This window comes from Bacteroidota bacterium (assembly GCA_018816945.1).
GTDB lineage: Bacteria > Bacteroidota > Bacteroidia > Bacteroidales.
The window spans coordinates 22505-49157 of sequence record JAHIVC010000064.1; the positions used below are offsets into that span (position 1 = coordinate 22505).

At 34.2% G+C, this 26653-nt stretch carries 16 protein-coding genes, 1 tRNA gene and 1 pseudogene; 17 read left to right on the top strand and 1 reads right to left on the bottom strand.

Features of this window, described 5'->3' with window-relative positions; genetic code table 11:
• Positions 1–5 precede the first annotated feature (5 nt).
• On the bottom strand, positions 6–2804 hold the full coding sequence (locus KKG99_09785) for an insulinase family protein (GenBank protein MBU1013288.1): 2799 nt from the start codon (positions 2802–2804) through the stop codon (positions 6–8).
• Between the two features lie 345 nt (positions 2805–3149).
• Here KKG99_09785 and KKG99_09790 point away from each other — a divergent pair.
• From KKG99_09790 to KKG99_09870, 17 genes and pseudogenes are all read left to right on the top strand, one after another.
• Positions 3150–3223: transfer RNA gene (locus KKG99_09790), tRNA-Arg, on the top strand.
• Positions 3224–3456: 233 nt separating this feature from the next.
• Positions 3457–4677 carry a site-specific integrase gene (locus KKG99_09795; protein ID MBU1013289.1) on the top strand — a complete coding sequence of 407 codons (1221 nt, stop codon included), beginning with the start codon at positions 3457–3459 and terminating at the stop codon, positions 4675–4677.
• A 108-nt stretch (positions 4678–4785) separates the two neighbouring features.
• Positions 4786–5949, top strand: coding sequence for a hypothetical protein (locus tag KKG99_09800; GenBank protein ID MBU1013290.1), 1164 nt, complete (start codon positions 4786–4788; stop codon positions 5947–5949).
• A 251-nt stretch (positions 5950–6200) separates the two neighbouring features.
• Positions 6201–6500, top strand: coding sequence for a helix-turn-helix domain-containing protein (locus KKG99_09805; protein MBU1013291.1), 300 nt, complete (start codon positions 6201–6203; stop codon positions 6498–6500).
• Positions 6501–6907: 407 nt separating this feature from the next.
• Positions 6908–7141, top strand: coding sequence for a hypothetical protein (locus tag KKG99_09810; GenBank protein ID MBU1013292.1), 234 nt, complete (start codon positions 6908–6910; stop codon positions 7139–7141).
• Positions 7134–7289, top strand: coding sequence for a hypothetical protein (locus KKG99_09815; protein MBU1013293.1), 156 nt, complete (start codon positions 7134–7136; stop codon positions 7287–7289). Before KKG99_09810 ends, KKG99_09815 begins: the two co-directional genes overlap by 8 nt.
• Before the next feature lie 182 nt (positions 7290–7471).
• A complete protein-coding gene (locus KKG99_09820; protein ID MBU1013294.1) occupies positions 7472–9889 on the top strand; it encodes a hypothetical protein in 2418 nt (805 codons plus the stop codon).
• 194 nt (positions 9890–10083) lie between these two features.
• Entirely contained in the window at positions 10084–11091 is a 1008-nt protein-coding gene (locus KKG99_09825; GenBank protein MBU1013295.1) for a radical SAM protein, read from the top strand.
• Positions 11079–11399 carry a PqqD family protein gene (locus tag KKG99_09830; GenBank protein MBU1013296.1) on the top strand — a complete coding sequence of 107 codons (321 nt, stop codon included), beginning with the start codon at positions 11079–11081 and terminating at the stop codon, positions 11397–11399. The genes KKG99_09825 and KKG99_09830 overlap by 13 nt, the downstream gene beginning before the upstream one ends.
• 65 nt (positions 11400–11464) lie before the next feature.
• Complete coding sequence (locus KKG99_09835; protein MBU1013297.1) at positions 11465–12361, top strand: hypothetical protein; 897 nt, start codon at positions 11465–11467, stop codon at positions 12359–12361.
• On the top strand, positions 12342–13445 hold the full coding sequence (locus KKG99_09840; protein MBU1013298.1) for a hypothetical protein: 1104 nt from the start codon (positions 12342–12344) through the stop codon (positions 13443–13445). The genes KKG99_09835 and KKG99_09840 overlap by 20 nt, the downstream gene beginning before the upstream one ends.
• 230 nt (positions 13446–13675) lie before the next feature.
• Complete coding sequence (locus tag KKG99_09845) at positions 13676–15316, top strand: hypothetical protein (GenBank protein MBU1013299.1); 1641 nt, start codon at positions 13676–13678, stop codon at positions 15314–15316.
• A 122-nt stretch (positions 15317–15438) separates the two neighbouring features.
• On the top strand, positions 15439–17445 hold the full coding sequence (locus KKG99_09850; GenBank protein MBU1013300.1) for a hypothetical protein: 2007 nt from the start codon (positions 15439–15441) through the stop codon (positions 17443–17445).
• Positions 17446–18583: 1138 nt separating this feature from the next.
• Positions 18584–21910: pseudogene (locus KKG99_09855) on the top strand (NgoFVII family restriction endonuclease).
• Positions 21911–21913: 3 nt separating this feature from the next.
• Positions 21914–25378: an Eco57I restriction-modification methylase domain-containing protein gene (locus tag KKG99_09860; protein MBU1013301.1), complete on the top strand. Its 3465-nt coding sequence runs from the start codon at positions 21914–21916 to the stop codon at positions 25376–25378.
• A 99-nt stretch (positions 25379–25477) separates the two neighbouring features.
• Positions 25478–26092, top strand: coding sequence for an NYN domain-containing protein (locus tag KKG99_09865; GenBank protein MBU1013302.1), 615 nt, complete (start codon positions 25478–25480; stop codon positions 26090–26092).
• Between the two features lie 3 nt (positions 26093–26095).
• Positions 26096–26548, top strand: coding sequence for a DNA-binding protein (locus tag KKG99_09870; protein MBU1013303.1), 453 nt, complete (start codon positions 26096–26098; stop codon positions 26546–26548).
• The last annotated feature ends 105 nt before the right edge of the window (positions 26549–26653 follow it).

Sequence of the window (26653 nt, forward strand, 5' to 3'; positions counted from 1 at the left end):
ATTTTCTATTGATATAAAACAGGTTTTCCGAATCCCACTTTCTCCAACTCTTTCAATTGTGTTTCGGCATCCCCTACTACAACATAATACATTTTATCAGGATGAATGTATTTTACAGCCAATTCCTTGAGTTGTTCGAGGGTTAAATTCTTAACCGCATTTTCCTCATTTCTGATGTAATCGGCCGGAAGATTATAAGTTCCCATATCTCTTAACATTCCATTCAAGGCCCAGAGCGTCTCAAAATTCCTTGCATTGGATTTTATTAATGCATCCTTTGTAAATCTAAGGTCCTCATCCGAAACCACATCTTTGTACGTTTCCATCAGATTTTTAAAAATTTCGACCGACTCAAGTGTTGCAGTTGATCGCACACTTGATGATGCTATAAAGGTACCGGGTATAAAACTTCCGTTAAAACTGCTGCGGGCACCATAGGTAAATCCTTTTTCTTCACGTAAAACTGTATTAATAAAGCTATTAAAGGATCCGCCCAGCTTGTAATTCATTACGGTGGTCAAATAGTAATCCGGGTCGGTTCTAGCAAGCCCTAAGTTGCCTATACTAATAACCGATTGTTTGGCACCCGGAACATCGATAAAATATATCTTTGATTCGCTTGGTTGCTCCGGTAAGCTATATTCAGGAAAAACAACCTCTTTTTCGGTCCACTTTTCGGCCAACTTACTTAATGATGCCATTACTTTTTGCTGGTTGATTTGTCCCGCAACGGTAAAAAAGGCTACACTCGGTGATATATTGGAATTGTAATAATCTTTTAGGTCATCAATTGTGATCGATGAAACTGTTTCTACTGTTCCCTGTCGATCGATCGATAAGATATGCCCATCCCCGTAAATAAGCTTATTGAATGCCTGACTTGCCAAAGAATTTGGATTCGCTTTTTGTCTCATCAATCCGTTCTGAATGGCTGTTTTTGCAAGTGCAAATTCTTCCTCATCCCAACGTGGCTCAAGCAAGATCTCTTCGACCAGGGCCAAAACGGCATCATAATTTCTTTCAAGCGTATTAGCACTGATAGACATTCCATCCGCTCCTGCAAATACATTGATTGACGCACCTAAATTATCAATAGCTTCTTCTAATTCAAGCGGGGTTTTGTTCTTTGTTCCTTGCGTCATCAGATTGGCCATTAAAGAAGCAGTGCCGGCTTTATCAATCTTATCGAGATAATGCCCGCCTTTTAGGATAATATTGAATTGAACCAATGGCAGTTCATTTTGCTCGATACCAAATACCTCCATGTTATTGCTAAGTTTAGCTTGCCAAACTACCGGTAAGTTTAAAGCCGGTTCAGGACCAAATGAAGGGCGAACAGAACGATCAAAAGCTGTTTTTGTTTTGATAATTTCTTCTTCGGCCTCATCCGTAATTTCAACCTGAGTGGCGTTCAAAATATTTTCTTCTACAACATCGGCTTTTACTGAGCCTTCAGCAACCATATCAACCTGTCCTTTAGGGACAAAACTAACTGCCAGGTATGGTTTGTCTTTGATGTATTTATTGTAAACCCTCAAGATATCATCTTTGGTCACTGCTTTTAACATTTCGATGTCTTTCTTAAAATAAGAAGGATCTCCAGCATATTCATTATAGGTAGCTAATTGGCGCGATTTTCCAAGAATGCTGCTCATTCCATTATAAAAGTCAGTTTCTAAACTGGCTTTGATCCTTTCCACATCACCTTCTGTAAAGCCCTCATCTTCAAACTTTTTAAATGCTTCAAAAACTGAAGATTCGACTTCACTTAAACTTACGCCCCTGTTGGCAGTTACCATTACGTTAAAGGTTCCTGCAATTTCAATAGATCTGTTTGATGCCCTCGGGCCAGAGGCTAGCTTCTTCTCTTTCTCCAATACCGTATAGAAAGGAGCTTTTTTACCCTGAGATAATAAACTTCCTAGATATGAAAGGGCATAAGAGTCAGGTGTATACTCTTCGATGGTTGGCCATACCATGCGTAATTGCGAAGCTCTGGCAAAATTATCTTCGTGATAAACTTTTTTGATTTTGTCCAATTTCACAGGTTGTGGTTTTGAATCCTCCACTTTATTTCCTGAAGGGATTTCTCCAAAATATTTCTCAACCCATTCTTTAGTTTGAGCAATATCGAAATCACCTGCTATTACAATGGTTGCATTATTTGGAACATAAAACCGACCATGGAATTCTTTTACATCCTCTACAGTAGCATTTAGCAAATCTTCCATTTCCCCTATCACGGTCCAGCTATAAGGATGACCATCAGGATATAAATTTTTTGCTGTTACCCATCCTGCATGCCCATAAGGAGCATTATCGACAGATTGTCTTTTTTCATTTTGCACCACATTCTGCTGAATGTTGAATGCTTTTTTGGTCACTGTATTGATCATGTATCCCATACGGTCAGATTCCATCCAAAGAACCATTTCCAGCGCATTTTTAGGCACAACTTCGAAGTAAGTAGTAGCATCGTTACCTGTACCACCGTTCAATGTACCACCGGCACTTTGAATCAATTTAAAGTACTCGTCTTCACCAACGTTTTCCGATTTTTGAAACATCATGTGTTCGAATAAATGGGCGAATCCGGTTCGACCGGTAACTTCACGGTTTGAACCTACATGGTACTGTACCGAAAAAGATACGATCGGATCCGAACGATCAACATGCAGTATAACGTCCAGTCCGTTACCGAGTGTGTATTTTTCGTAATCAATTGTTAATTGGTCCTTTTGCGTACTGCACGAAAACGAAATCAGTAAAAATAACGCGATCAGGACATTCATAAATTTTTTCATAATTAAAGTTATTAGGTTAATATTTGTGGTTTTAAGGTATTTCAATCTCAGAACTCAAATTTAATGATAAATTAATGCCAAAAACAACTTATAATCCTGTTTTAAAGCCATAATATACATACCATGAATTAGTTACTATTAACGAGGTGATAGATCAGGCAAATAATACACATGAATACAAACTTCTGAATTTAAAAAACAGAGGAAGATTTGCCCGGATTGAAACTTTCCAAATAAAAATATAAGAAATAAAGAATTAAAATAACGTTGGTTATTTCAAAATTCAGAAAATGAAAATACTGTTTTTGATATTGGATATTTTTTTATCTTTGCAGCTCGAAAAATGGTCGCATAGCTCAGTTGGATAGAGCAACAGCCTTCTAAGCTGTGGGTCGAAGGTTCGAATCCTTCTGCGATCACTTGAGTGTATAGAATAAAAACGCAAAGCCCTGTAAATCACAAAACTACAGGTCTTTTTTGTTTTCAGCCTTCTGCGTTTTTACCCCCTTTTCTATACCTTGCTGTTGGACTTACTATTGGACTTGAAATTTTTCAAAAAAGTCCAATAGTGATACACCTTAGATGCTGATAATCATTGCTTTATTTTGCTTGAACTTTCTAAATTAAGTTAAACATTTAAACAATTTCTGTCATGGGCCGTTGGACATCTTACAATCTGTTATTTTTCATCAAAAGAAAAAAACTTCTTAAATCAGGAAAAGCAGCATTATTTGCTAAGATTACTGTCAATAAAAGGAGTGCTGAATTCGTATTAAAATGCACTGTAAATCCTGAGCACTGGAGCAAGGAAATGGGCGCAGCTAAAGGAAATTCACAGGAAGCCAAGTTAGTTAATGAATTTATTAATTCCGTTAAATTCAGGTTTCAATCCAACATCAATAAGATGATCAGTGGAGGTATTGAGATAACTGCTGAAAATCTTAAAAATAAGTACCTTGGATTCGAACCAAAAGCTAAAACTGTTCTGGAAATTTTCCAAGAACACAATCAAAAATTAAAGGCATTGGTAGGCAATGAATTTGCTTATGGAACATATCAGAATTACCTCACTTCATACCGGCACATCAGGGATTTTATTCTTTTTAAATTTAAAAAGGATGATTTGGAAATCTCTAAGGTAAATCATGAATTCATTTCCTCTTACGCATTCTACCTCAAGAGTGAGAAAAGCTGTAATCATAATACTGCAATGAAGCAGCTTAATAACTTCAAAAAAATTACCCGTACTGCGCTTTATAGTGATTTATTGCCAAAGGATCCTTTTTTAAATTATAAACTCTCAGTGAAGAAAGTCGATCGCGATTTCTTAACAGATCATGAATTATCTAAACTTATTAATAAGAAGTTCACTATTTATAGACTTCAGGTTGTAAAGGACTGTTTCCTTTTCGCCTGTTATACCGGCCTGGCTCATGCTGACCTACAAAGACTGACTTCTGAAAATCTCATCATTGGTGTTGACAATAAACTCTGGATAAGCATAAAAAGAAAAAAAACCAATGTCCAAAGTAATATTCCACTCTTACCGGTTGCAAAAGCAATCCTGGATGAATACAAAGAACACCCAATAGTCATCGAAAAGGGGTTACTTCTACCAATTCTATCCAACCAAAAAATGAATGCATACCTGAAGGAAATTGCAGATATTTGTGGCATAACTAAAACACTTACAAGTCACATAGCCAGATATACTTTTGCAACCACAATCACACTTAATAATGATGTGCCAATTGAAAGCGTTTCAAAAATGTTAGGGCACAGTTCCCTGGAAATGACTAAAATTTATGCCAGATTACTAGATAAAAAAGTCGGAAGGGACATGGAACACATCGCTGAAAAGTACTCGTCTTAAAATTATTTTTACTTTTTAGGTGCGACAAATTTGATTTAGAGGTATAAAGTAATTTATCCTATTATCTTTTTTAGCAAAATTCTTTTGAATCACTTTTAAGCTTAAGATTTGAATTCAATTATAATTAAGGAAGAGCAGGAATTTAGAGTTTATGGAGATATCTTGCAAGGACGCCTGCAACCATTTAAACCTCAATTTAATGATCGGGATCTATTATCCGGATTAATTGAGTATGCCAATACCCGGGAAGTTGTTATAAAAGTGACTGATCTTGACTTAAACAAAGACCTTGATACCATTGAATTTTCCAAATTGGGTTATAGGGACAAAGACGATTTTTCTGCCAATATCCGATCAGGTGAAAAACCCGGGACCGCTATTATTACCATCGTTCCAATCAGTCACTACCTTCTGGGAGATAAAATGGACAATGATATCGAGCAGCCTCCCTGTTTTAAATCTAAATGCTATCTGCGTTTAATCATCGATGAATTCGAAAGAATAAAGATCAGGGCATGTAAACTTTTGAATACTCCACAAGATCCTGAACAATTAAAATTTATTGCATTAAAAAATCTCCGTACAGCGGAGTTCCTGCTTCGTGAATCTTCAGCCGTAAGTCATTTCCTGTTTGTTCCGGAAGATGATACTCAAAAACGATCCTTATACTACATAACTGTTTGCTTGAAAAAGTTCCTGATTAAATCCATCCGTTTCTATCATAAACTTTTTGATCCTTTAATTACTGAATTCTTTGAGCAATCCGAGAACCTAATTAAAAATATTGATTGTATCACTAATTCCGATTGTATTAAATATCTGTACCCCGATGAACTCGATAACAACCTGAAAGAGCAAACAGAAAATTATTTTCGATATCCGATAAATCCTAATAGAGGCAAGGACGACTTTTTAAATATTTTAAAGAGTAACCCGGCACCCATCTCAAAAATAAAGTTCAAACAAAATGGAACACCGGTTCTAAGATGGACCGGCAAAATTAATTTACTTATCACCCTATTTTATGATCTGATGGAAAATGGTCAAATTACCTCCTCCGATGGAAAACATATCAAGGAAAATTCAAACATATCCGATATGTTTAAGAACACTGATACAAATATGAAACTCGTAGAATTTTTATATGATAACTTTCTGGATAACAGTGGTCAAAGGCTATCAAAAAATACGCTTAGAACCTACCTGAATCCCAACCGTCCCGACAAAAGGTCCAAAAGGTCTCAAAACTTAAATCTGGACAAATACAAATAGTTTTTACCAACCCACTGAATTTCAAAAACATATCAAATAAAATGGTATCATGATACTATTTTATTGCTCTTGGACTTTTTTTTTCCTCTTACAATTGCTTTGATTTTCATAAGCCCTGCATGAAAATCGTGAAACACCTTGAGCTGTTCATCGAACTGTTCATCGAGCGGAGCCGAGATGAACGAGATGAACAAGATGGCCAAGATGAATCCACACCCAAGGTGAAGGGCATAACCAAAACAATTTAAATCATGGAAGTAATTACAATCGAAAGTGAAACTTTTAAAAAATTGATTAAGAGTTTAGAGGAATTAAAAACTGTTGTTTCCGAAAACTTCAATCATTCCTCAAATCCGGGAAACCTGAACAATAAAACCTGGCTAAACAAAAAAGAAGCCTGTCAAAAGCTGAGGGTATCCGAAAGAACCCTGCAGACATACCGCAATACTGGTATCATTCCATTTTCAAGGATACAGGGCAAAATCTATTACAAAGCCGAAGACTTACAAGCATTTTTTAACGACCATTATCAAAAAGGTAATTCGCATTAGTAAAACAATTTAAAAGCGTTGGCCCGGAAGAACGGCGGGGATTAGGTATGGCCTTGCGCGTAGAAGCATCGTTCTTCCTTGATTTTTTGCTTCGTTTTGTATCAAGACAAAATGAAGATTAGAATCTACCATTAATTAACAAAAAGTAAACATGGCAACCTTACCTGAATTTATATCAGGATTTCTTTCCTGCCCGCCCTGTTTGGTCTCACTATGGCAGGCGGGTGGACAAGCAAAAGAAACGTAGCGAAGCGAATTTCGGCATAGCCAAATGAACGAATAAATCGAACACTTTTTATTGCTTAAACATTATACAACATGAAACGAGCATGTTCGTTGAACGCAAACAAGGATGAAAATCTCATATGCGAGTTCCATCCGACCTATTTTATTAAAATTATTTACGGATGAAAAAACAAGATAATATCAATAAGCTTAGAACAAAACTAGCCTACTTCAAAATCCTATACCGGATATTTTGTTTTCACAATTTCCAATTAAAATTGATAGACCTGATCCTTCGTGTTTATGACAAAAAAGATGCTTTTCTCGATACCGAAATCAGCTCTAACGAACTTATCATCAATTCACTCCATCAGGACATCAGGCATCTAAAGAAAAAACTGAAGGTCAATGGCTAAACTCGATGAACCAAAATACGGTGCTTACTATTCAAAAAGAATCATTGAAGAACTGGGTATCGACGACCACTTGAATAGCATCTGGCTTTATGGTTTCTTGAACCGTAAATATCAGGATCAAATATTTTCTAAAAAAGCGTTGGCCTGAAAAAACGGCGGGGATTAGGTAGGCTTGTGTGGTGGGAGCTTCGTTTTTTCTGTCTTTTTCTTTGGTTCGTTGATACTTGCCCCGAGCATGGTCGAGGGGTTGACAAGCAAAAGAAACGTAGCGAAGCGAAGTTCGGCATAGCCAAATGAATAAAAAAACATTGATAAACCACCATCAAATAAATGAGCAAAACAAAAAACACATATGGCCATTACTACACAAAACGCATAATCAAAGAACTGGCTATTGATGACAGTCAAAATAGCATCTGGCTTTATGGTTTTATGAACCGTAAATACACACAAAATATCTTCTCTGAAGATGAGCATGGCAACATTCGGATATTGGTTTACTCATTGCATCGTCATCCAATACAGTATGATCACAACAAGGCGACGCCTTTTAAACCAAACATCAATAACAATCGCGAACAAACCTATTATATCACAAGGCTCAAGGATCCGGTTGCTGATAAAGACGGGAAAGTAAAAAAGTACCACATCCCAAAAGGAGCCGGTACTTTTCCTTTTTTCCCTCCCCTGCTGCTCGAAAAGTTTGAAAACAAAACCCCGATTAAAACCCTGGTGCTGACCGAAGGTTTCTTTAAAGCCTTCAAAGGTTGTATGCATGACATGGATGTGGTCGGATTATCTTCAATTACGCACTATCGTGATAAAAAAACCAAAACTTTGCATCCAGAAATATTAGAACTGATCACAGAATGTAAAGTTGAAAATGTCATTATTCTATACGATGGTGATTGCCTTGATATTTCTGCAAAAGCCCTTGAAAACCACGACGACCTCTACAAACGCCCCGGCGGTTTCTATTCTTCAGCTCATAACATTCAGGAGTTGCTAAAAGATTACGATTTAAACATCTATTTCTCCCATATAATAAGCGATTGCCACCCCGAACACCCAAAAGGTCTGGACGACATCATGATCGCTTTTAAGGCAGAAGAATGGAAACTGGCCAAAGATTTATCTTTATTCAGCAAACCCGGAAAGTATTTTTTCAAACTTAACATATCGCATTCAACGCATAAATTGCGAAAATACTTTCACATCAATTCCCCTGAAGAATTCTATACCTTCCACGCTGAGTTCATAAAAGATCAAAAATTTGTTTACAATGGAACTCAATACAATTGGGATGAGGAAGCCGGAAAACTGAATGTCATCATACCGGCAGCAGCGCGCGACTATTTTAGGGTAGGCGATTCATATTACGAATTTGTGGAGGTCCCAAATAAATTCCATAACCTCGAGCGTAGATTCGAACGACGCCTAAAAGGAACCATTATCGACGACCACAGCAAAAGCTTTTTAGATCATGTACCTAAATATAAATCCTTTTGCAATGTCCCCGATCACAATAACTTTCACCAGGTCACCAGCAATTGCTTTAACATCTATGCACCATTCGATCACGAGCCCGAAGAAGGGAATTGCGAATTGACATTGGATTTTATCCGGCACATCTTTGGTGAACAATTAAATCTAGGTCTTGATTACATTCAACTGTTATTTCAAAAGCCAACGCAGATCCTTCCAATACTTTGTTTAGTATCAAAGGAAAATCACACGGGTAAAACCACTTTTGCCAAATTCCTCAAAGAGATTTTTACCCAAAATGTGACCGTAGTTGGCAATGATGAACTTTCTGCCAGTTTCAATACTACTTATGCAAATAAACTCATTATTATTTCCGAAGAAACATTCCTGGATAAAAAGCAGATCATTGAGAAAATCAAGGCGCTATCTACTGCCGATAAAATTTTGATGAATGCAAAGGGAAAGGACCACATTGAAATTGATTTCTTTGGCAAGTTCATACTTCTATCCAACAATGAGGATAATTTCATTTATGCCTCTAAAAACGATATTCGTTATTGGGTCCGTAAAATCCCAATTCCTGAAAAAGTAAATGTTGACATACTCGAAGATCTCAAATTCGAAATACCGGCCTTTCTCGATTACCTCAACAAACGCAAATTAAGCACCGGGCATGAAAGCCGTATGTGGTTTCATCCCGATTTGTTAAAAACCGATGCCTTAAAAATCATTCAGGAAAACAGTCAGCCCTGGGCCGAACAGGAAATAAAATCCCGCATCACCGAATTACTCTACGACACCGGTGAAGATCATATCATGATGTCTGCTTCAATCATCAATAAAGAATTCTTTAAAGGCCGTTATAATGAAAACTATATCAGCAAAATTGTAAAAGAAAATCTGGGCATCGACAACATAAAAAATGAAGATGGTCAATATTTGGTGAGAGTTTATAAATACCCTCATCCCTATCAAACCTGGGATGAAGGCGAACCGGTTGAAAAGATGAATTATATAAAACACCGTGGCCGCCCATTCCAATTCAAACGCGAACTCTTCATCAACCCCGAAGAAGAAAAAAATATTCAATACATCCCCGATCCCGATGTCACAACGAGCTGTTCATTGAGCGCCTGCCCTGAGCGTAGTCGAAGGGAAGTCGAAACGAAGTCGAGTGTCACATCGAGCTGTTCATCGAGCGGAGCCGAGATGAAGTCGAGATGCCTTCACGAACCCAATCACCAGGAAGACCTCCCATTCTGATCTTATTCTCCCCTTTGGGGTGATCACTTGCTTACCTGTTCAAAGCGAGGCAAAGGTGGGAAACTGCTGTGTGGTTTTAATAAAAATAAAAAACTTATAGGTATTGAAAAGTATTTATATTTAGATTTCTGTCTTGTAATAATTATTCTATTTTTGTAAAATTAATTTTCAATACAATAATGTCTAACAATCATTTGCTTGAAACAGCATACGAAGAGGAATTCTATTTCCAGTGGCATATAACAAATGAATGCAATCTGCGTTGTAAACACTGTTATCATGATAATTATCTTGATGATTCCTTAAAATTGGATCAATTAATAAAAATTGGGAATCATTTATGTGATGCAGCAAAAAAATGGGGTAAGAAAGCATCATTTAGTCTTACCGGAGGAGAACCATTTACTAATCCGGAAAATCTATTCGCAATACTTGAACTCCTAGAAACACGTAATGTCGACAGGATTGACATCCTTACCAATGGATTTTTAATAGATGAAGAAATTATTAATAGGCTCAAAAAATTTAAAAAACTTAGGAGGATTCAGCTTTCACTTGAAGGGCTGAAAGAAACAAATGATAGGATACGTGGTGATGGTTCTTTTGACAAAACGATTAAAATTATAAAACTATTAAAAGATCATTCATTCACAATAAGTATAATGATGACCATTGGGAAGCATAATAAAGATGAAGTAATTCCCCTTGCAAAAGAACTTAAAGTTTTAAATGTTGATACATTTATTCTTGACCGTTTTATCCCCGAAGGCCAAAGCCAGAATAAGAAAGACTGGTTGTTATCACCTGAAGAAATTAAAAATGTATATTCAGAAGCATATAATTATTTTCAAAATTGTTTAAAACCTCGCTTCTTACTTTATAGAACGTTATTTTGTCTTTTAAATCCTGATGATCCCCATATTGGTGCAATCTGTTCTGTAGGTAATAATGCAGTGACAATTATGCCAAATGGTGATGTTTTGCCCTGTAGAAGACTACCTATTAAAATTGGAAACTTATTAGAAGAAACAATTTATAAAATTTGGTATACCTCTCCTTTACTTTGGGAAATGAGAAATCCTAAAAACTTAAAGGGTAAATGTAATAATTGTGAACATATTCCTATTTGTAGGGGGTGCAGAGCAATGGCATATGCAATAACGGATGATTATTTTGAAACCGATCCTCAATGTTGGAAATAAAAATGAAAAAATATATCCTTGTCGAAAACATTATCCTTAAATTTGATGAAGTATCAAATAGATATTACGCTTTCTGTATTTCAACTGGTGATCATTTTATTTTAACCAAAAGTGGATATTTTATTTTAGAGTTCCTTGAGATGGGCAAAGATATTAATGAAATTATTAGCTTTGTTCATAAAAATGAAAATATTGACCTTGACACATGCAAAAGAGACACATTAAATTTTATTAATAAATCTGAAAAAATTGGTATAATTTCTATTCTTAAAGAGGAGCAAAAAAATGATAAAAAAGAGCACAATTAAAGGACAATCGGTACAGAGCTACACAAAACCCGATATTACTAAGGTTGACAAAATGACTTTTATGTTTGAACCTTATAAAAGTAGTTACTCAAAAGTTGCATGCAGGCAATGTTCTTCTTGCCATGGATGCAGATAATAACAATAAGCTAAATAAATTAAAAGATTCATTAGAAGCTATTTTAATTGATTATCTGGAAAGGAAATTGCCTTTAAGAAGGATTGTTTTTCTCTCATCAATTTTAAAAATGGCCTCGCACGAATTAGATTCATTCAAAAAAGTCACTAAACGAATTATTACCGAACAAAAAACTGACGGTGGCTGGGTTGATTGCGAAGATACCGCCTGGAACATATTTTTTCTCTCCTCACAAGATAATTATTCTGTTAATAGATCAAAAGCTATTGAATGGCTTAATAGTGAACGTCCTTCAAAATTTGGATGGGGTTTTTGCAAACGCGATTACTCAAACATACCAATTACATCTCAGGTATTACTTTTAGTTCCTGAGTTAAGAAATCTCCCAGAGTTCAAATGGATATTTAATGAATGGAATAAAGATATTAACTCACCAATTAATTTGAACTATAAAGGAGCTTGGTACTTACTTTTAATGAGCACTCAGAATTTATCTCTTGATTATGAAGCATTCAATATAAAACAAACAGAAGCATATCTTATTCAGGAGCAAAGAGATGATGGAGGTTGGGGTCCATGGAAAAATCATCCAGCTATCTCAGATCCTTTTATTACTGGTTTATGTAGTTTAGCCCTTTCAAATTCATTTAAAATTACTCACACAAAAGAAATTCTAGTCAGTTTATATAAGAGCATTAAATGGTTTGAAAGTAATCAGCTTGAAAATGGATTATTCCCAACACATTATATTGAAGAAGGATCTGCATGGTGTTACTTTGGTTGGCAAATGGCATTAAATACTGTATATGAAGGATATTCATCGTAAAAATGTTTTGTTAATCGGGAAATATCCTCCCATGCAAGGTGGTATTGCTGCCAAAACATTTTGGTTATACAAGAGATTAGCCAAAAATGGGTATAATTTTCGCGTTGTCACTATTGAGATTGAAAATTATTCTGTGCCGGTAATTAAGGACGACATAAAGGTTTTCTCAGTCGACAAAGCATCCACACCATGGCATATACCCGACTCAAGCCTTTATTTTGACAGAATACTGAACAAATGTTTTGAAGCTCTGGCTAATTTTACACCTGATATAATTGAAACAAATTATTTATGGCCATTTTGCAGTGTTGCAATTCACTTATCAAAAATATTAAACAAACCTCTTCTTATAAGACATGCTGGTAGTGATATTTTAAAATTCTACACATCCAATGAATTCAGAGATATTATAAAAAGATATTTTGAGCAAGCCTCTATAATTGTTACAAATAATACCAGTATCGAGATTGTAAGTGAATTATGCAATGATAAAACAAAAATCAGATTAACAGACAGGTATATACCTGATCCTGATTATTTTCACGATCTGAAACACCCGAAACAATACGATATTTTATTCGCTGGAAAAATCAATTACTATTGGAAACATAAAGGGATCAGTTATCTTCTTGAATATATTAAGGCTTATAATCTTCATGCCCTTTTATTGTGTGATGGTAATTACATAGATGAAATTTATTCTCTCGTTGATAAGCAGAAATTGGAAAATAATATTGAAATAAAAAAATTCGTGCATCCCTATGAAATGCCAGCAATAATTAACAAGTCCAATACTGTATGGTGTTGGGATGAAGAAGGTAGTATTGATGATTTTTCAAATATTATTTGGGAAGCTTGTTATTGCAATGTTGAATGTCTAATAAATGAGAAAATAGAAAAAACTACAGACTTAAAAAAAATGAAAGAACTTTTTTCTGAGAATCTTTTGGAGTTCAAGAAAGTAGAATCAATGAGTTATTTTAACAATGAAATTAGTTTTAGTAATTCAATAAATCTTGAGGCGATAATAAAAGAGTTCAAATTATATATTGATCAGAATGTTTCAATATATAATAATATTTAAACCCATTTACTTGAAATGCAACTAGTATTAGCATAAAAATGATGATGAATATGAACTCGTGTAAGTCTATAAAGACAATGATTTAACAGAGGTTACGGGTCAAGTATTGCAAGTTTGCAGACAGAATAGCGAAAAATGAATTTGAATAACTATATTATAAAAATGAAAATATTCTAATGTGTGGCATATGTGGTATATATGGTAAAAGAAGTCCTAATAAGGTCAAATTAATGGCCGATGCTATAAAACACAGAGGACCAGACGGGGAATCTTTTGCTAATTTCCCATGGGGTTCTCTAGGTTTTCGCTGGCTTGATATTTTCGGACCGGAAACGAATCCACAACCTGCTGTTAACAATAAAAAGAATATTTCAATATTGTTTAATGGTGAAATCTATAATTTTAATGAACTCGTTCCACTAATACAGCCTAAGAAAATAGTTGACGAAGCTAATCTCATACTTGAATTATATCTTATATTTGGAGAAAAGGTCTTTGAAAAGCTTAAAGGAATGTTCGCTATTGCAATATTGAGTCCCGAAAAGCTGATTCTTGCTCGTGATTCATTTGGAATAAAACCGTTAGTATATTTCCAAAAAGGTTCAGAAATATATTTTGCTTCCGAAATAAAAGCACTATTAAGAGTTCACGAAAATGCAATTGAAATAAACAAAGATTCTCTTGCAGAAACTGCAGTTTTTGGATTTATATTTAACTTGGGAGAAACTATGTTTAAGGGAATAAAACAAGTGCTGCCTGGTTCATATATAGTATTTGAAGATGGTTTGTCAAAAACAGTAAAATACAATAATAATCCCAATTCGTTTTATAATCCTAATTCGGTCATTGATAAAAAAACGATTTCACATTTTTCTGAATTAATGAACAGTACCGCTAAATTGCATCTCTCACATTCAAAGCACGACCATGCATTATATCTATCAGGTGGCCTTGATTCAAGTTTGATGGCTTATTATTTGCAGAATAATTCAAGTAATAATATTCATTCATATACTTTGTTCGACGATTTAAATAATGAAGATCGTTTATTTGCAAATAAAGTAGCTTCAGAAATTGGCACAATTCATACTGAAATTGAAACTGGATTTGATGAAACCCTGAATCTCTTGAAGCATTATCTTTATCATTATGAGTCTCTTGTAACCAATGGTTTGTATGATGTTCTGGGAAGTGTTGCGTTTCATATTTTATCTGCAAAAATTGCAAAAAAACACAAAGTTGCATATTGTGGTGAGGGTGCTGATGAACTCTTTGGTGGTTATTACTGGTTACATGCACATCCGTTAGGTGTAGGGGATAGATTAAGAGCAAAATCGTTTAAAGTAAATAATGGAAGTACACAAATTCATGATTACATCATGCAGCATTTTCCTGACGATGATACTAAGAAACTGGAAATGCAAAAAGAGATTTTTGATTTTCTTAATGGCCCCGGTCTTACTAATTGCCATCTTTGGAGCGTTGATAGGTCAAGTTCTGCTTTTTCTTTCGAAGCACGTCCTTTCTATTTGTACAACGATATTGCTGAGTGGGCTTTAACTTTCTCAATTAATAATAAAGTCACTGAAAGCAAGGAAACTAAATTAATCATGAAACAATACGCTTCATCAAGACTTAGTCCTTTGTTTCAGGATATTTCAAAAAGAAAAAAAATAGCAATGTCAGCAGCTTTAAATAACTCATTGAGGATGCTTATTGAACATTCAACTAGGAGATTTCAATCATCGAATAAGAAAGATTTACCACATTATGACTTCTCAACTTATCTTAATACAGATCTTGATAAATTTATGTTTGACAACTTTTATAAAATGTTTGTTATTAATAGGGGGGATTTTTCAATAGATTAAGAAAGTAATAGGTTGATAAAACAATAATAATAAAATATATGATAAGCCCCATAAATTATTTATTCGATTAATAAAGGATTGCATATTCTGATAAGCAATTGATTTAATTTAATTATTATAATATGAATAGAATTGAAAAATATACAACAGAAGTTATGCTAAATTGGCTGACTGAACATTTTAAATATAGAGGTTATGATACAGAGCATTATTCAGAGCGTTTTCTGCCAGCCAGAGTTCCACTATATTGCAGAATGGAAGGTAATCTTGAATGGTCCAAGATTCCAGGTATCGGAAATGCTAAATTAAAGGAATTTCTAAGTAAGATCCCGGATTCTAATTGGATAGAAAATGCTACTATTAACAAATCTGATGATGGTAATAGCATTAATGTTACTTATGAGCAAAACAGTATTATAGTCTCTCTTAAAGACAAAAGATTATTTATCAAAAAAAACCAATTAAATCTATATGAATTTGTTGTGGAGGAGGAGGGTGATGAAATTGATTTTTATGATGAGATAGTTGTTGAAATAACAACAGATAAGTATATATTAAAAGATGACTTTTTCCCTTTACTAGCAATAGGTAGAAAAAAAATTCCTGAAGCCTCACCTGTGAGATTTTACAAACACTATTTCCCGAAAGCAAGAATATATTATTCCTTTCCACAATATGTCGAAGAAAATGATGGATTTAAAGAATTTAAGGAAGTTTGCCTTGAAAGAGGTATAGGCTTACTTAAAACATCAGAAACAAAAATTGAAGAAGTGTGTAAATCTGTCTCGTTGTTTGATGAGATATGTAGTAATCTTTATGAAAAAAAGAATTCTCGAAAAAGTATTGAAACAATTATTGGAAATTATTTTGAAGATAATCTAGATCAGCTTGTTTTCTACCCTGAACCAGATTATAAAAGAAGAGCCATAGTCAGAAGATTAACGGAGGATAATCGAATTAGTTTACTGTTGTTAAAAAAACTACAAAACCCCAAAAATATTCAATACAAAGACAAACTTAAGAAATTAACATCTGACTATTTATTAAAAGAAACTAGAGATGATTTCAATATCGCATCTGAATATGTTAAGGAACTATGGACTGAATATCTTGGAATGGAATATCCAAATCCAGATATTCAAATAAAATTTGAAGAAATCTTTCAAAAAGATAAAGGTTATAGAGAACATTTCGTCCATCAATTTCAGGTGTTCTTATTAGGATCATATATTATTGATAAATTATATGAATCAAGAAATGAAATCTTAGAATCATTTAAAAAATCATATGGAGTTCCAATAGAAATTGGTTGGTTAGCTGCTTCAACTTATCATGATTTTAACTATAGTACACAAAAATATCAGACTTGGCTTATTGAATACTTGACAGAAGTGTTGAGGTTTGAAAATGAAGAAGTAAAAGGGGAACTAAGCAAGTTGAATCTTGATACGGCAATTGTTCGAGAAAGTTTTCTTTTAACTTCAGAAAAACTAATTAATATTATCTGTAAAAAATATATTGAAGTAAATAGCTCAATAAAGCAAAAGATCAATTTATTTCTTTATGAAACAATAGTAAGAAAAAAGAATCATGGGCTTCTGAGTAGTTTAACATTGATGAAAATATTTAATACTACGAAGAATAGAAAATTAATTTCTGAGAAAGGAATTGAACAAGCAGCCTTGGCTATTGCTTTGCACGATGAAAAAATGTGGGAATTCTTTTGTGGATGTAAAGGGTACTTACTTGAAGAAAAAAATTGCGAAAAAGGATGTTCCATAAAACACAATTGCTCCCCTTGGGATAAAGATCTTATGGAATGTGGAATATTAAGAACAATTAGCTTTGAAACCGATCCTTTAATATACCTACTAATCCTATGTGACTCTGTTCAAGATGAAGGAAGAGTTGAAGAGCAATCAGAATTTATTAAATCTCATATAAAGGACGTAGAAGTTACTATTGATAAAAAAGTTGTAATCACCTTAGTTTCTGGTGATTCTAATTCTCACAGAATTAAACAAACAGAATTTAGCAGGGTTGAACAATTTCTCGATGATGGAGGTTTTGAAATAGTGCTCAAACCAAATAAACCAAGTTATGGTAAGGAGAAAAAAATTATTTTTTAAGAATAGTAAATAATATAATTTTTTTCAGCAGAAAAGATACTTGAATCCTTAAATTGTAAAATTCATTATACCATTTTTCTAATAGATATTTTTAGCATTTGATAAAATATATCATAACATTGCATCTTAGAGCCGAAATATTCAATCTCTAATACATCATAATGTTCCTCAATTCTATCTGAAGGGAATTACGGCAAAGAATGGGAAAGATTTTGCCCTGAATCATATTCCTATGTGAGTACTGCAAATACTCTAGTTTCTCCTTTGAGTAAGGGCGAGTCTTTAGATTTTACTGTAATAAATTCATTTTTAGTTATTTATTTCAATCGCTAACTTTTTTCTCACAAATCAGGATCAAAATTCAGGGCTTGTAAGGAATTACATTCAACCCTTCGAGGATATCCCAATTTCATTATGTGGAGTTGAAGGAAATCTCATATAAGGAGTCTAATCAGCCTTGTAATTGTAAATTTCCCAACAGCCAAAAAGTGCGTGCATTCTGTTCATATTAAATATATATTATTAATAATCAAATAAATATAACGAACACATTAAACGAACATAGTTCAAATCAGAGCTTTCAATGTTCACCTGCTGTTCGATCCAAAACATGCTTTACGAAAATATGTGTGCGTAATCCTTCACGCTATAACAAGTACAATATCAGCATTATACACAAATCGCACACAAACCACCCCCTTTAAAATCATTATATTCTTCAATTTTTAGTGTAAACCTATATCAGGACGTTACAACTTAAACTCGCAGGGGTGGGTCTTAATCCTAAATTAACTTTACTTTCTTGTTCCATTTTACACTTTTTTGTGTAAACCTATATCAGGACAAGACATCTCCCCTCCCTAAAATAGGGAGGGGTCAGGGGTGGGTTACGTTATTAAATTCTTTCCTTTTCCCTAGATTGCATATTCAAACTATTTCCATATATTTGATTTGAATAAAAGCAAAGTGCTATTTTTTAATAATTAATTCAACTAAAAATGCTCCCCCCTCTGTTTTTATTCATTTGAGAACGATTGAATTGGATGTTGGATTAATTGATTTCATTACAAATTGGATACAATGAATCAATGTACTAACAGTTTATATTTATTGGGTTATTCCAAAAAAAACATTAAGTATGCCAACAATATTTGATAACATTGATGCAGTACTAGCAGATGATCTAAGGGAAACCTTAGCCAAATCATACCGATCTGATTTTTGTGTTGGATATTTCAATTTAAGGGGTTGGAAAAACGTTTCAGCTTTTATTGATAAATATACAGGCAAAGATGAAAACTATTGCCGTTTAATTGTTGGTATGCAACGTTCTTCCGAAGACCTATTAAAACAAATTTTGTCTAACCAAAAACCAGGGCTTGTTGACCAAGCGCAAGTTGTTGCTCTAAAGAAACGTATGGCAAAGGAGTTCAGAGATCAACTAATGTTTGGTATTCCTAAAGCTGGTGATGAAATAACTTTAAGGCAGCTCTCAACTCAATTAAAAAATCAAAAAGTTAAAGTTAAACTCTATTTGAGTCATCCACTTCACGCAAAACTTTATTTAGGATTTAGGTATGATAAAAAGGCACCAACTATCGGATATGTTGGAAGCAGCAATCTTACAATGGCCGGTCTTGAAAAGCAAGGAGAATTAAATGTTGATGTTATTGAGCAAGATGCTGCAAAGAAGTTGGCAGATTGGTTCGAGGACCGTTGGAACGATAGATTTGCAATTGAAATTTCAGCCGAGCTAATTGAAATTATTGATGAAAGCTGGGCGGGAGAAAAGATCATTTTACCATATTATATATATCTTAAAATAGCCTATCACTTATCTCAAGAGGCTCAAACAGGTGAAGATACTTATGAAATTCCAAAAGAATTTGAACATCTTTTAACATTCCAAAAAAAAGCAGTAACCTTAGCTGCTCAGCATTTAAAAAACAGAAATGGTGTAATCATTGGGGATGTAGTTGGCCTTGGTAAAACCATGACAGCTTCTGCTTTAGCAAAACTTTTTGAAGAAACTTTTATTTTAGAAACATTAATAATTTGTCCTAAGAACCTTGTTGAAATGTGGAAAGACTATAAACACAATTATAGGCTGCGGGCAGATGTCGTTAGTATCTCTAGGATAAACGAAGCATGGCTTGAAAGAGAAAGGAGATATCGACTGATAATAATCGATGAAAGTCATAATTTGAGGAATAAGGAGGGTAAACGCTACGGTTTGTTAAAGGATTACATCAACAGGAATGAACCTAAAGTGATCATGTTAACAGCCACCCCCTACAATAAAACTTATTTCGATCTTTCCAATCAGTTACGCCTTTTTGTCCCAGAAGACTTAGATTTAGGGATTGGCCCAGAGCGTTACCTTGAGTCAATTGGAGGCCAGCATGAATATGTGGCTGAACACCAAACAAGCCCATTTAGTATTGCAGCTTTCGAGAAAAGCAACTTTTCAGACGACTGGCGTGATTTACTCAAAATGTTCATGGTAAGAAGAACTCGTTCTTTTATCCGTGATAATTATGCTGAAACAGACCTATCTAATAATAGAAAATATTTAACATTTGATGATGGAAGTAAATTTTATTTTCCTGAGCGGATTCCTAAAAAAATTGAATATGATTTCAATGCAGATGACAAAGAAGATATTTATGCCAGGTTATTTTCACCAAATATTGTTAATACAATAAATAAAATGTCATTACCAAGGTATGGGCTTGGAAATTATATTGATGAATCAGAATTACCAAATGCATCTAGTTCAGAACAAACTCAACTTGAAAATCTAACGCGAGCTGGAAAAAGATTGATGGGATTTTGCCGCACTAATTTATTTAAAAGACTTGAAAGCTGCTGATATTCTTTTCTCCTGTCTCTTGCACGACATGCTATGCGTAATTATGTTTATGTATATGCCATCGAAAACAATCTTACACTCCCTATTGGATCTCAAGAAACCCAATTAATGGATGAGTTTATTGAAGAACATGACGAGGATCTTGACGAATTGGGATTGATTAGAATTCACAACGATATAGACGAATATAAGAATGGAGCTGCTAATATTTATAAAATAATGGCAGCACATCCCCGAAAATATAAATGGATTGCATCAAAGTTCTTTAAATCATCTTTGAAAATTAAATTGAAAAAAGATGCTCAACTCATCATGGACATTTTAGAAAAGGGAAAAGACTGGGATGCAACAATGGATAAACAAATTGATTCATTCGAACATCTATGTAAAATTGAACATAAAGGAGAAAAGATTTTACTGTTCACTCAGTTCGCTGACACTGCAAGATATCTTGAAAAGGAGCTTAGAAGACGTGGATTAAAAGATTTATTATGTGTAACAGGAAACACAGAAAACCCAACCGAAGCAGCTCATCGTTTTAGTCCAAAAAGCAATGAATCGAAACTTAAAAAAGATGAGGTGAGGGTGTTGATTACAACAGATGTTTTAAGTGAAGGTCAAAATCTTCAGGATGCACATATCATTGTGAATTTTGACCTTCCCTGGGCTTTGATTCGCTTAATTCAAAGAGCGGGTCGTGTGGATCGAATTGGTCAACAATCCGAAGTGATTTATTGTTATTCCTTCCTTCCAACTGATGGGGTTGAAAATATCATCAGATTACGTCATAGGTTACAACAAAGAATTAAAGAAAATTCAGAGGTTGTTGGTTCAGACGAAGTATTTTTTGATGGTGATCCAGTGAATATTCGTGATTTATATAATGAAAAAGCTGGCATTTTAGATGAGGATGATTCAGATGATGATGTAGATTTAACCTCAAAGGCATTTGAAATTTGGAATCAAGCCACTAAAGCAAATCCTGAGTTACGAAAAACAATTATTAATCTACCCAATGTAATTTATTCCACAAAACCCAAGCCTGATGAAGCAATACATAACGGCGTAATTACTTACCACAAAACAGCAGCAGGTACAGATGTATTAACATGGTTGGATGAACATAAAAACATTCGTTCGAGAAGTCAAAATAGGATTTTAAAAATACTGGAGTGCTCACTGGATACTCCTGCTCTTGAAAAATTAGAAGATCACCACTTGTTAGTAGCACGAGCTGTAGAAATTGCTCAACAAGCGCAAAAATCTACAGGTGGTCATCTTGGTAAAAAAAGCAGTGTTCGATACAAAACCTACATGCGTTTACATCGATATTATGAAGAAAGCAAAAATACCTTGTTCGAAAACGATAATTTGAAAAAGGCTATCGATGACATTTATAAATATCCAATGCAGGAAAGCAGCAAAACCTTATTAAACAGAAGACTGCGTTTGGGCATTTCTGAACAGGACTTATCTCAAGTAGCAATCATATTAAGAAATGAAGGACGACTTTGTATCATCGACGACCATAATTCATCACAGTTAAATGCACCACAGGTGATATGTTCTATGGGTTTAAAAGAAGAAATTTAGAATATGGTATCAATTAATAGAAAGAACTTCAATCGCTACATCCGGCAATTTGAATTCGACCAATTATTCAATCAATTAGGTTGGAATTATGTTGACAATAGTTTTCCGAAAAAAGCAGCCGATCAAACCTTTAATTTTCAGCAAATTGCTGAAAAAGCTGGATTTGCTATTTTAATTTGCAAACCCAATTCTGTGGGGCATATTCCCGATGCACAGACCAGAAAGCGCATTCATACCGAAATCACAAAGTTGCATCATGAGCACCTGATTATTTTTGTTGACGAAAGGAAATCATGCCAACAATGGGAACTATTGATAAGAGAACCCAATAAACCTACTCGAACAATCAGTCATAAGTGGATCAATACTCAAGCTCCCGAATTGCTTTATCAAAAACTTTCAGGTGCATTTTTTAGTATTGAGGAAGATGAAAAAGGGGAATTAACGATTGTGGATGTAGTTCAGCGCCTAAGAGAAAATTTTGGAGCCAATGCCGAAAAAGTCACCAAAAAATTCTATACCGAATTTAAAAATCAGCATAAGTCCTTTATGGATTTTATAGAAGGGATTGATGATCATATAAAAAGTAAGGAGAATAAAAACAAGCAGTGGTACACCTCTTTGATGTTAAACCGCTTGATGTTCTGCTATTTTATACAGAAGAAGGGATTCTTAGATCAGGATAAAAACTACTTAAAGAATAAGCTGGCAGCATGTTCTACACTTAACGGAAAAGGCAATTTTTATAATTTTTATCGTAATTTTTTACTGGAACTCTTTCATGATGGATTAGGCAAACCAGAAAGAGAAAGAAACATTAAATGCGTCATTGAATTAGGAAAAATCCCTTACCTCAACGGTGGTTTATTTGATGTGCATGAATTAGAACGACAATTCGACGCTATCCATATTGATGATGAAGCTTTCAAAGGAATTTTTGATTTTTTCGATAAATGGGAATGGCATCTCGACACCCGCGACCATGCCGCAGGAAACACAATTAATCCGGATGTGATTGGATATATATTTGAAAAGTATATCAATGAAAGGGCTGCTATGGGTGCCTATTATACCAAGGAAGATATCACCGATTATATCGGCAAAAACACCATCATTCCTTTTCTTTTTGATGAAACAAAACGGAATTATAACAATGCTTTTAAATCTAACGGAACACTAAGCGGAGCCGAAGTGTGGGATATGCTTAAACATAGTGGCGCCACCTATATCTATGAAGCTGTAAAAAAAGGCATTCCGACTGAAGGGGGTTTATTTGACGACTTGCCTCATGAGGTAAAAGCCGGATTTATCCCTGAAATGGAACTAGAAATTGTTGAAGAAAAGACTTCGCCACACTTATGGGAACTTCGCCAGGCATGGAACCAAAAAGCTCCTGAAGAGATAGCGTTACCTACTGAAATATATCGCGAACTTATTGAACGCCGTAAACGCTACGCCGATCTGAAACAAAAAATCGAAAAGGGCGAAATAACAGAGATTAACGATTTTATTACTTATAACCTCAACATACGCCAGTTTACACAGGATTTAATTGAAACTTCGGAAGATGCTGAATTTATCCGCCACTTTTATAAGGCCATACAAAAAATTACTATCCTTGATCCTACATGTGGTTCCGGAGCTTTTTTGTTTGCAGCTTTAAATATCCTGGAACCTCTTTACGAAACTTGCATCAAGCGTATGGAAGAGTTTGTGGAAGAGGCTCCGGGTAAGCATAAGTTTTTTGAAGATACACTGGCCGATATCAATTCGGCACACCACCACAATCTGCAATACTTTATTTACAAAAATATCATCCTGAACAATCTTTACGGAGTTGATATTATGAAGGAGGCAGTTGAAATTGCCAAACTTAGGCTATTTCTGAAACTGGTTGGAACAGTGGATGTGGATCCTAAAAAGGATAATTTTGGATTGGAACCCTTGCCTGATATCGATTTTAATATTCGAGCTGGCAATACTTTGGTAGGATTTACCACCGAAAAAGAACTATTTGAAACCATTGTAAAAAAGGATGCATTGTTTGCTCAGGATAAGCTGGACTTTTTTAACGAAGAATCGCGACTAACGGCCCAATTATTTGAACGTTTTCAAGATACTCAATTAATTAATGATGGAGGAACAGGCAATTTCAGAAAAGCAAAGAAGGCATTAAGCGAGAAGCTTGCCTCTCTCAACGAAAACCTAAACGAATACCTGGCAACCAATTATGGAATTGACAAATCTTTAAATAGACAGATAGATATTGATGTGACTAATGATGATGGTAAAAACGAAAAAAAGAAAGTGAACCAGTACCTAAATTGGCTCGAAACTCACCAGCCTTTTCATTGGTTTGCTGAGTTTTATCAAATTGTGGCAGGAAATGGTGGGTTTAATTGTATTATTGGAAATCCTCCTTATGTTGAGTATAGTTCAATTAGAAATAATTATTCCCTTCAAAATCTCAATACAATCAGTTGTGGCAATCTATATGCAATGGTTATAGAGCAGTCCATAAAATTAAATTCTATTAAAGGTTGTTTAGGAATGATCTTACCTATAAGCTTGACCTGCACAAAAAGAATGGAAGCACTTCAAGATTTAATTATAGAAAATTTTGATTTAAATCTTAACAGTAGCTTTGCTGAAAGACCATCTAAACTCTTTTCAGGTGCGGAAACCCTAGTAACTATTTCAATTAATATTAGGAAAAGTAAGGAAAATGAAAAGTATTCGACAAATCTAATTAAATGGAAATCTGAATGTAGAAATACCCTATTTGAAACATTATCTTACGTGAAAAACAATGAAAAAATACGACACTATCTGCTTCCAAAATTCATTAGTAACCTTGAAATATCAATAGTTGAGAAGTTCTTTTTTAATAACAATAAATTAGGAAAACTTCATATAATTAATAAAACAAAGCCAAAACTATATTATAGATATGCAGGCGGCAGATATTGGAAAGTTTTCACAGATTTTCAACCAATTTTTACTTCTAACGGTGATAAAAGTGTGTCTCACAGCGAAAGGTATTTGTACTTTGAAAGCAAAGAAATACGAAATCTAAGTATAATATCTCTTAGTGCAAATTTATTCTATTGGTATTTTGTTATTTCAACAGATGGACGGAATCTAAATCCATTTGACTTAAATGAGTATCCAATACCAGTTTCTCTGCCAAACGAGAAAGATTCATTAGAAATAGTAAACGAGTTAATGGAAGACTATAAGCTTAATAAGAAGGTTAAAAGGAAAGCAACTAAAAAAAGTGGAGAAGTTGAATATGAAGAAATTTATCCTCGTAGATCAAAACAATTCATTGACCAAATAGACACTGTGTTAGCTCAACACTATTGTTTTACAGAAGAAGAGTTGGACTTTATAATTAATTATGACATAAAGTACCGCATGGGCAAGACTTTGTTTGGTGAGGAGGATAATGATGAGGAGGAGGAATAAAAGAGAAACGCTCCTTGCGGAGCGTCGGACTGAAGATACTATCTCCAGCGATGTTTGTGCTACAAATATAATACAATTAAAACTAATAATGCAAGAAATATGACAAAAAAAGAACGAGTTATAGTTTTTGTAGATGGTTTCAATCTTTATTTTGGTATGGTTGATGCAGGATTTACAAATAGTAAATGGCTTAATATAGACGCATTAATTAGAAATCTAATTCAACCTAATCAAGAATTGATAGCAATAAAATATTTTACTAGCAGAGTTAGCAATGATCCTGATAAACAAAAGAGACAAACAACTTATTTAGAGGCATTGGAATCGGTGGGTATTAAAATATATTATGGTCATTATCAACGAGATACCATTAAATGTCATCGTTGTGATAACATATGGGCCTCTTATAATGAAAAAATGACAGATGTTAATATTGCTACTCAAATGATAATTGATGCTTATCAGGATAAATATGACATGGCAATGTTAATATCCGGAGATAGTGATCTCGTTCCACCAATAAAGGAAATTCACGAAAATTTTCATAATAAACGGGTATTTGTAGCATTCCCGCCAAAAAGAAGTAATAGTTCTGTTAGTATAGTAGCAAAAGGTTCTATAACGATAGGTCGTAAGAAATTAGCTGATAGTCAATTTGCTGAAGAAGTCACAAAAAAGGATGGATATATTCTCAAGAAACCTAACGATTGGTAATAAATGGAATATATAGGTAATAAAGATATTCTGAAACAAAACAAAATAGCATTTCTCTGTTCTCAGAAATGCCCTGCAGAAGTTATTCTCAGAAGCTATGATTGGGCAAAAGAACAACGAGAACAGGGAAATTGCATCATCTGTGGTAATCACTCACAAATAGAAAAAGATGTTTTTCAAATATTACTCAAAGGCAAACAGCCACTAATATTGGTGCTTGCCAGAGCCATAAAAAAACGGTGGGAACCTGAGTACCTTAAAGCAATTGTAGAAGATCGTTTGCTCATAATCTCTCCATTCACCAATAACGAAAAAAGAATTACCCGCGATAAGGCTGAAATCAGAAACAAATTGATTGTTGAGGTTGCCGATAAAATCATTGTTGGCAGCATAACAAAAGGAGGGCAATTGGAGCAAATTTTCAAACAAACTAATAAGAGAATCGAAAATATTTAATTGAGTAGTTATGGATAGTAAACTAAATTTTTTAACAAAAGAACTAGTTGTTAGCGCTGCCAATATTATTGATAAAACTGGAATCCCAGGAAAAAGAAGTGGCAA

Excerpts from the sequence above, each read along its gene's own strand:
- KKG99_09845 (MBU1013299.1), top strand. The coding sequence starts at position 13,676 with ATGGCCGATGCTATAAAACACAGAGGACCAGACGGGGAATCTTTTGCT.
- KKG99_09850 (MBU1013300.1), top strand. The coding sequence starts at position 15,439 with ATGAATAGAATTGAAAAATATACAACAGAAGTTATGCTAAATTGGCTG.
- KKG99_09865 (MBU1013302.1), top strand. The coding sequence starts at position 25,478 with ATGACAAAAAAAGAACGAGTTATAGTTTTTGTAGATGGTTTCAATCTT.
- KKG99_09805 (MBU1013291.1), top strand. The coding sequence starts at position 6,201 with ATGGAAGTAATTACAATCGAAAGTGAAACTTTTAAAAAATTGATTAAG.
- KKG99_09820 (MBU1013294.1), top strand. The coding sequence starts at position 7,472 with ATGAGCAAAACAAAAAACACATATGGCCATTACTACACAAAACGCATA.
- KKG99_09840 (MBU1013298.1), top strand. The coding sequence starts at position 12,342 with ATGAAGGATATTCATCGTAAAAATGTTTTGTTAATCGGGAAATATCCT.
- KKG99_09815 (MBU1013293.1), top strand. The coding sequence starts at position 7,134 with ATGGCTAAACTCGATGAACCAAAATACGGTGCTTACTATTCAAAAAGA.
- KKG99_09795 (MBU1013289.1), top strand. The coding sequence starts at position 3,457 with ATGGGCCGTTGGACATCTTACAATCTGTTATTTTTCATCAAAAGAAAA.
- KKG99_09830 (MBU1013296.1), top strand. The coding sequence starts at position 11,079 with ATGTTGGAAATAAAAATGAAAAAATATATCCTTGTCGAAAACATTATC.
- KKG99_09870 (MBU1013303.1), top strand. The coding sequence starts at position 26,096 with ATGGAATATATAGGTAATAAAGATATTCTGAAACAAAACAAAATAGCA.
- KKG99_09810 (MBU1013292.1), top strand. The coding sequence starts at position 6,908 with ATGAAAAAACAAGATAATATCAATAAGCTTAGAACAAAACTAGCCTAC.
- KKG99_09860 (MBU1013301.1), top strand. The coding sequence starts at position 21,914 with ATGGTATCAATTAATAGAAAGAACTTCAATCGCTACATCCGGCAATTT.
- KKG99_09785 (MBU1013288.1), bottom strand. The coding sequence starts at position 2,804 with ATGAAAAAATTTATGAATGTCCTGATCGCGTTATTTTTACTGATTTCG.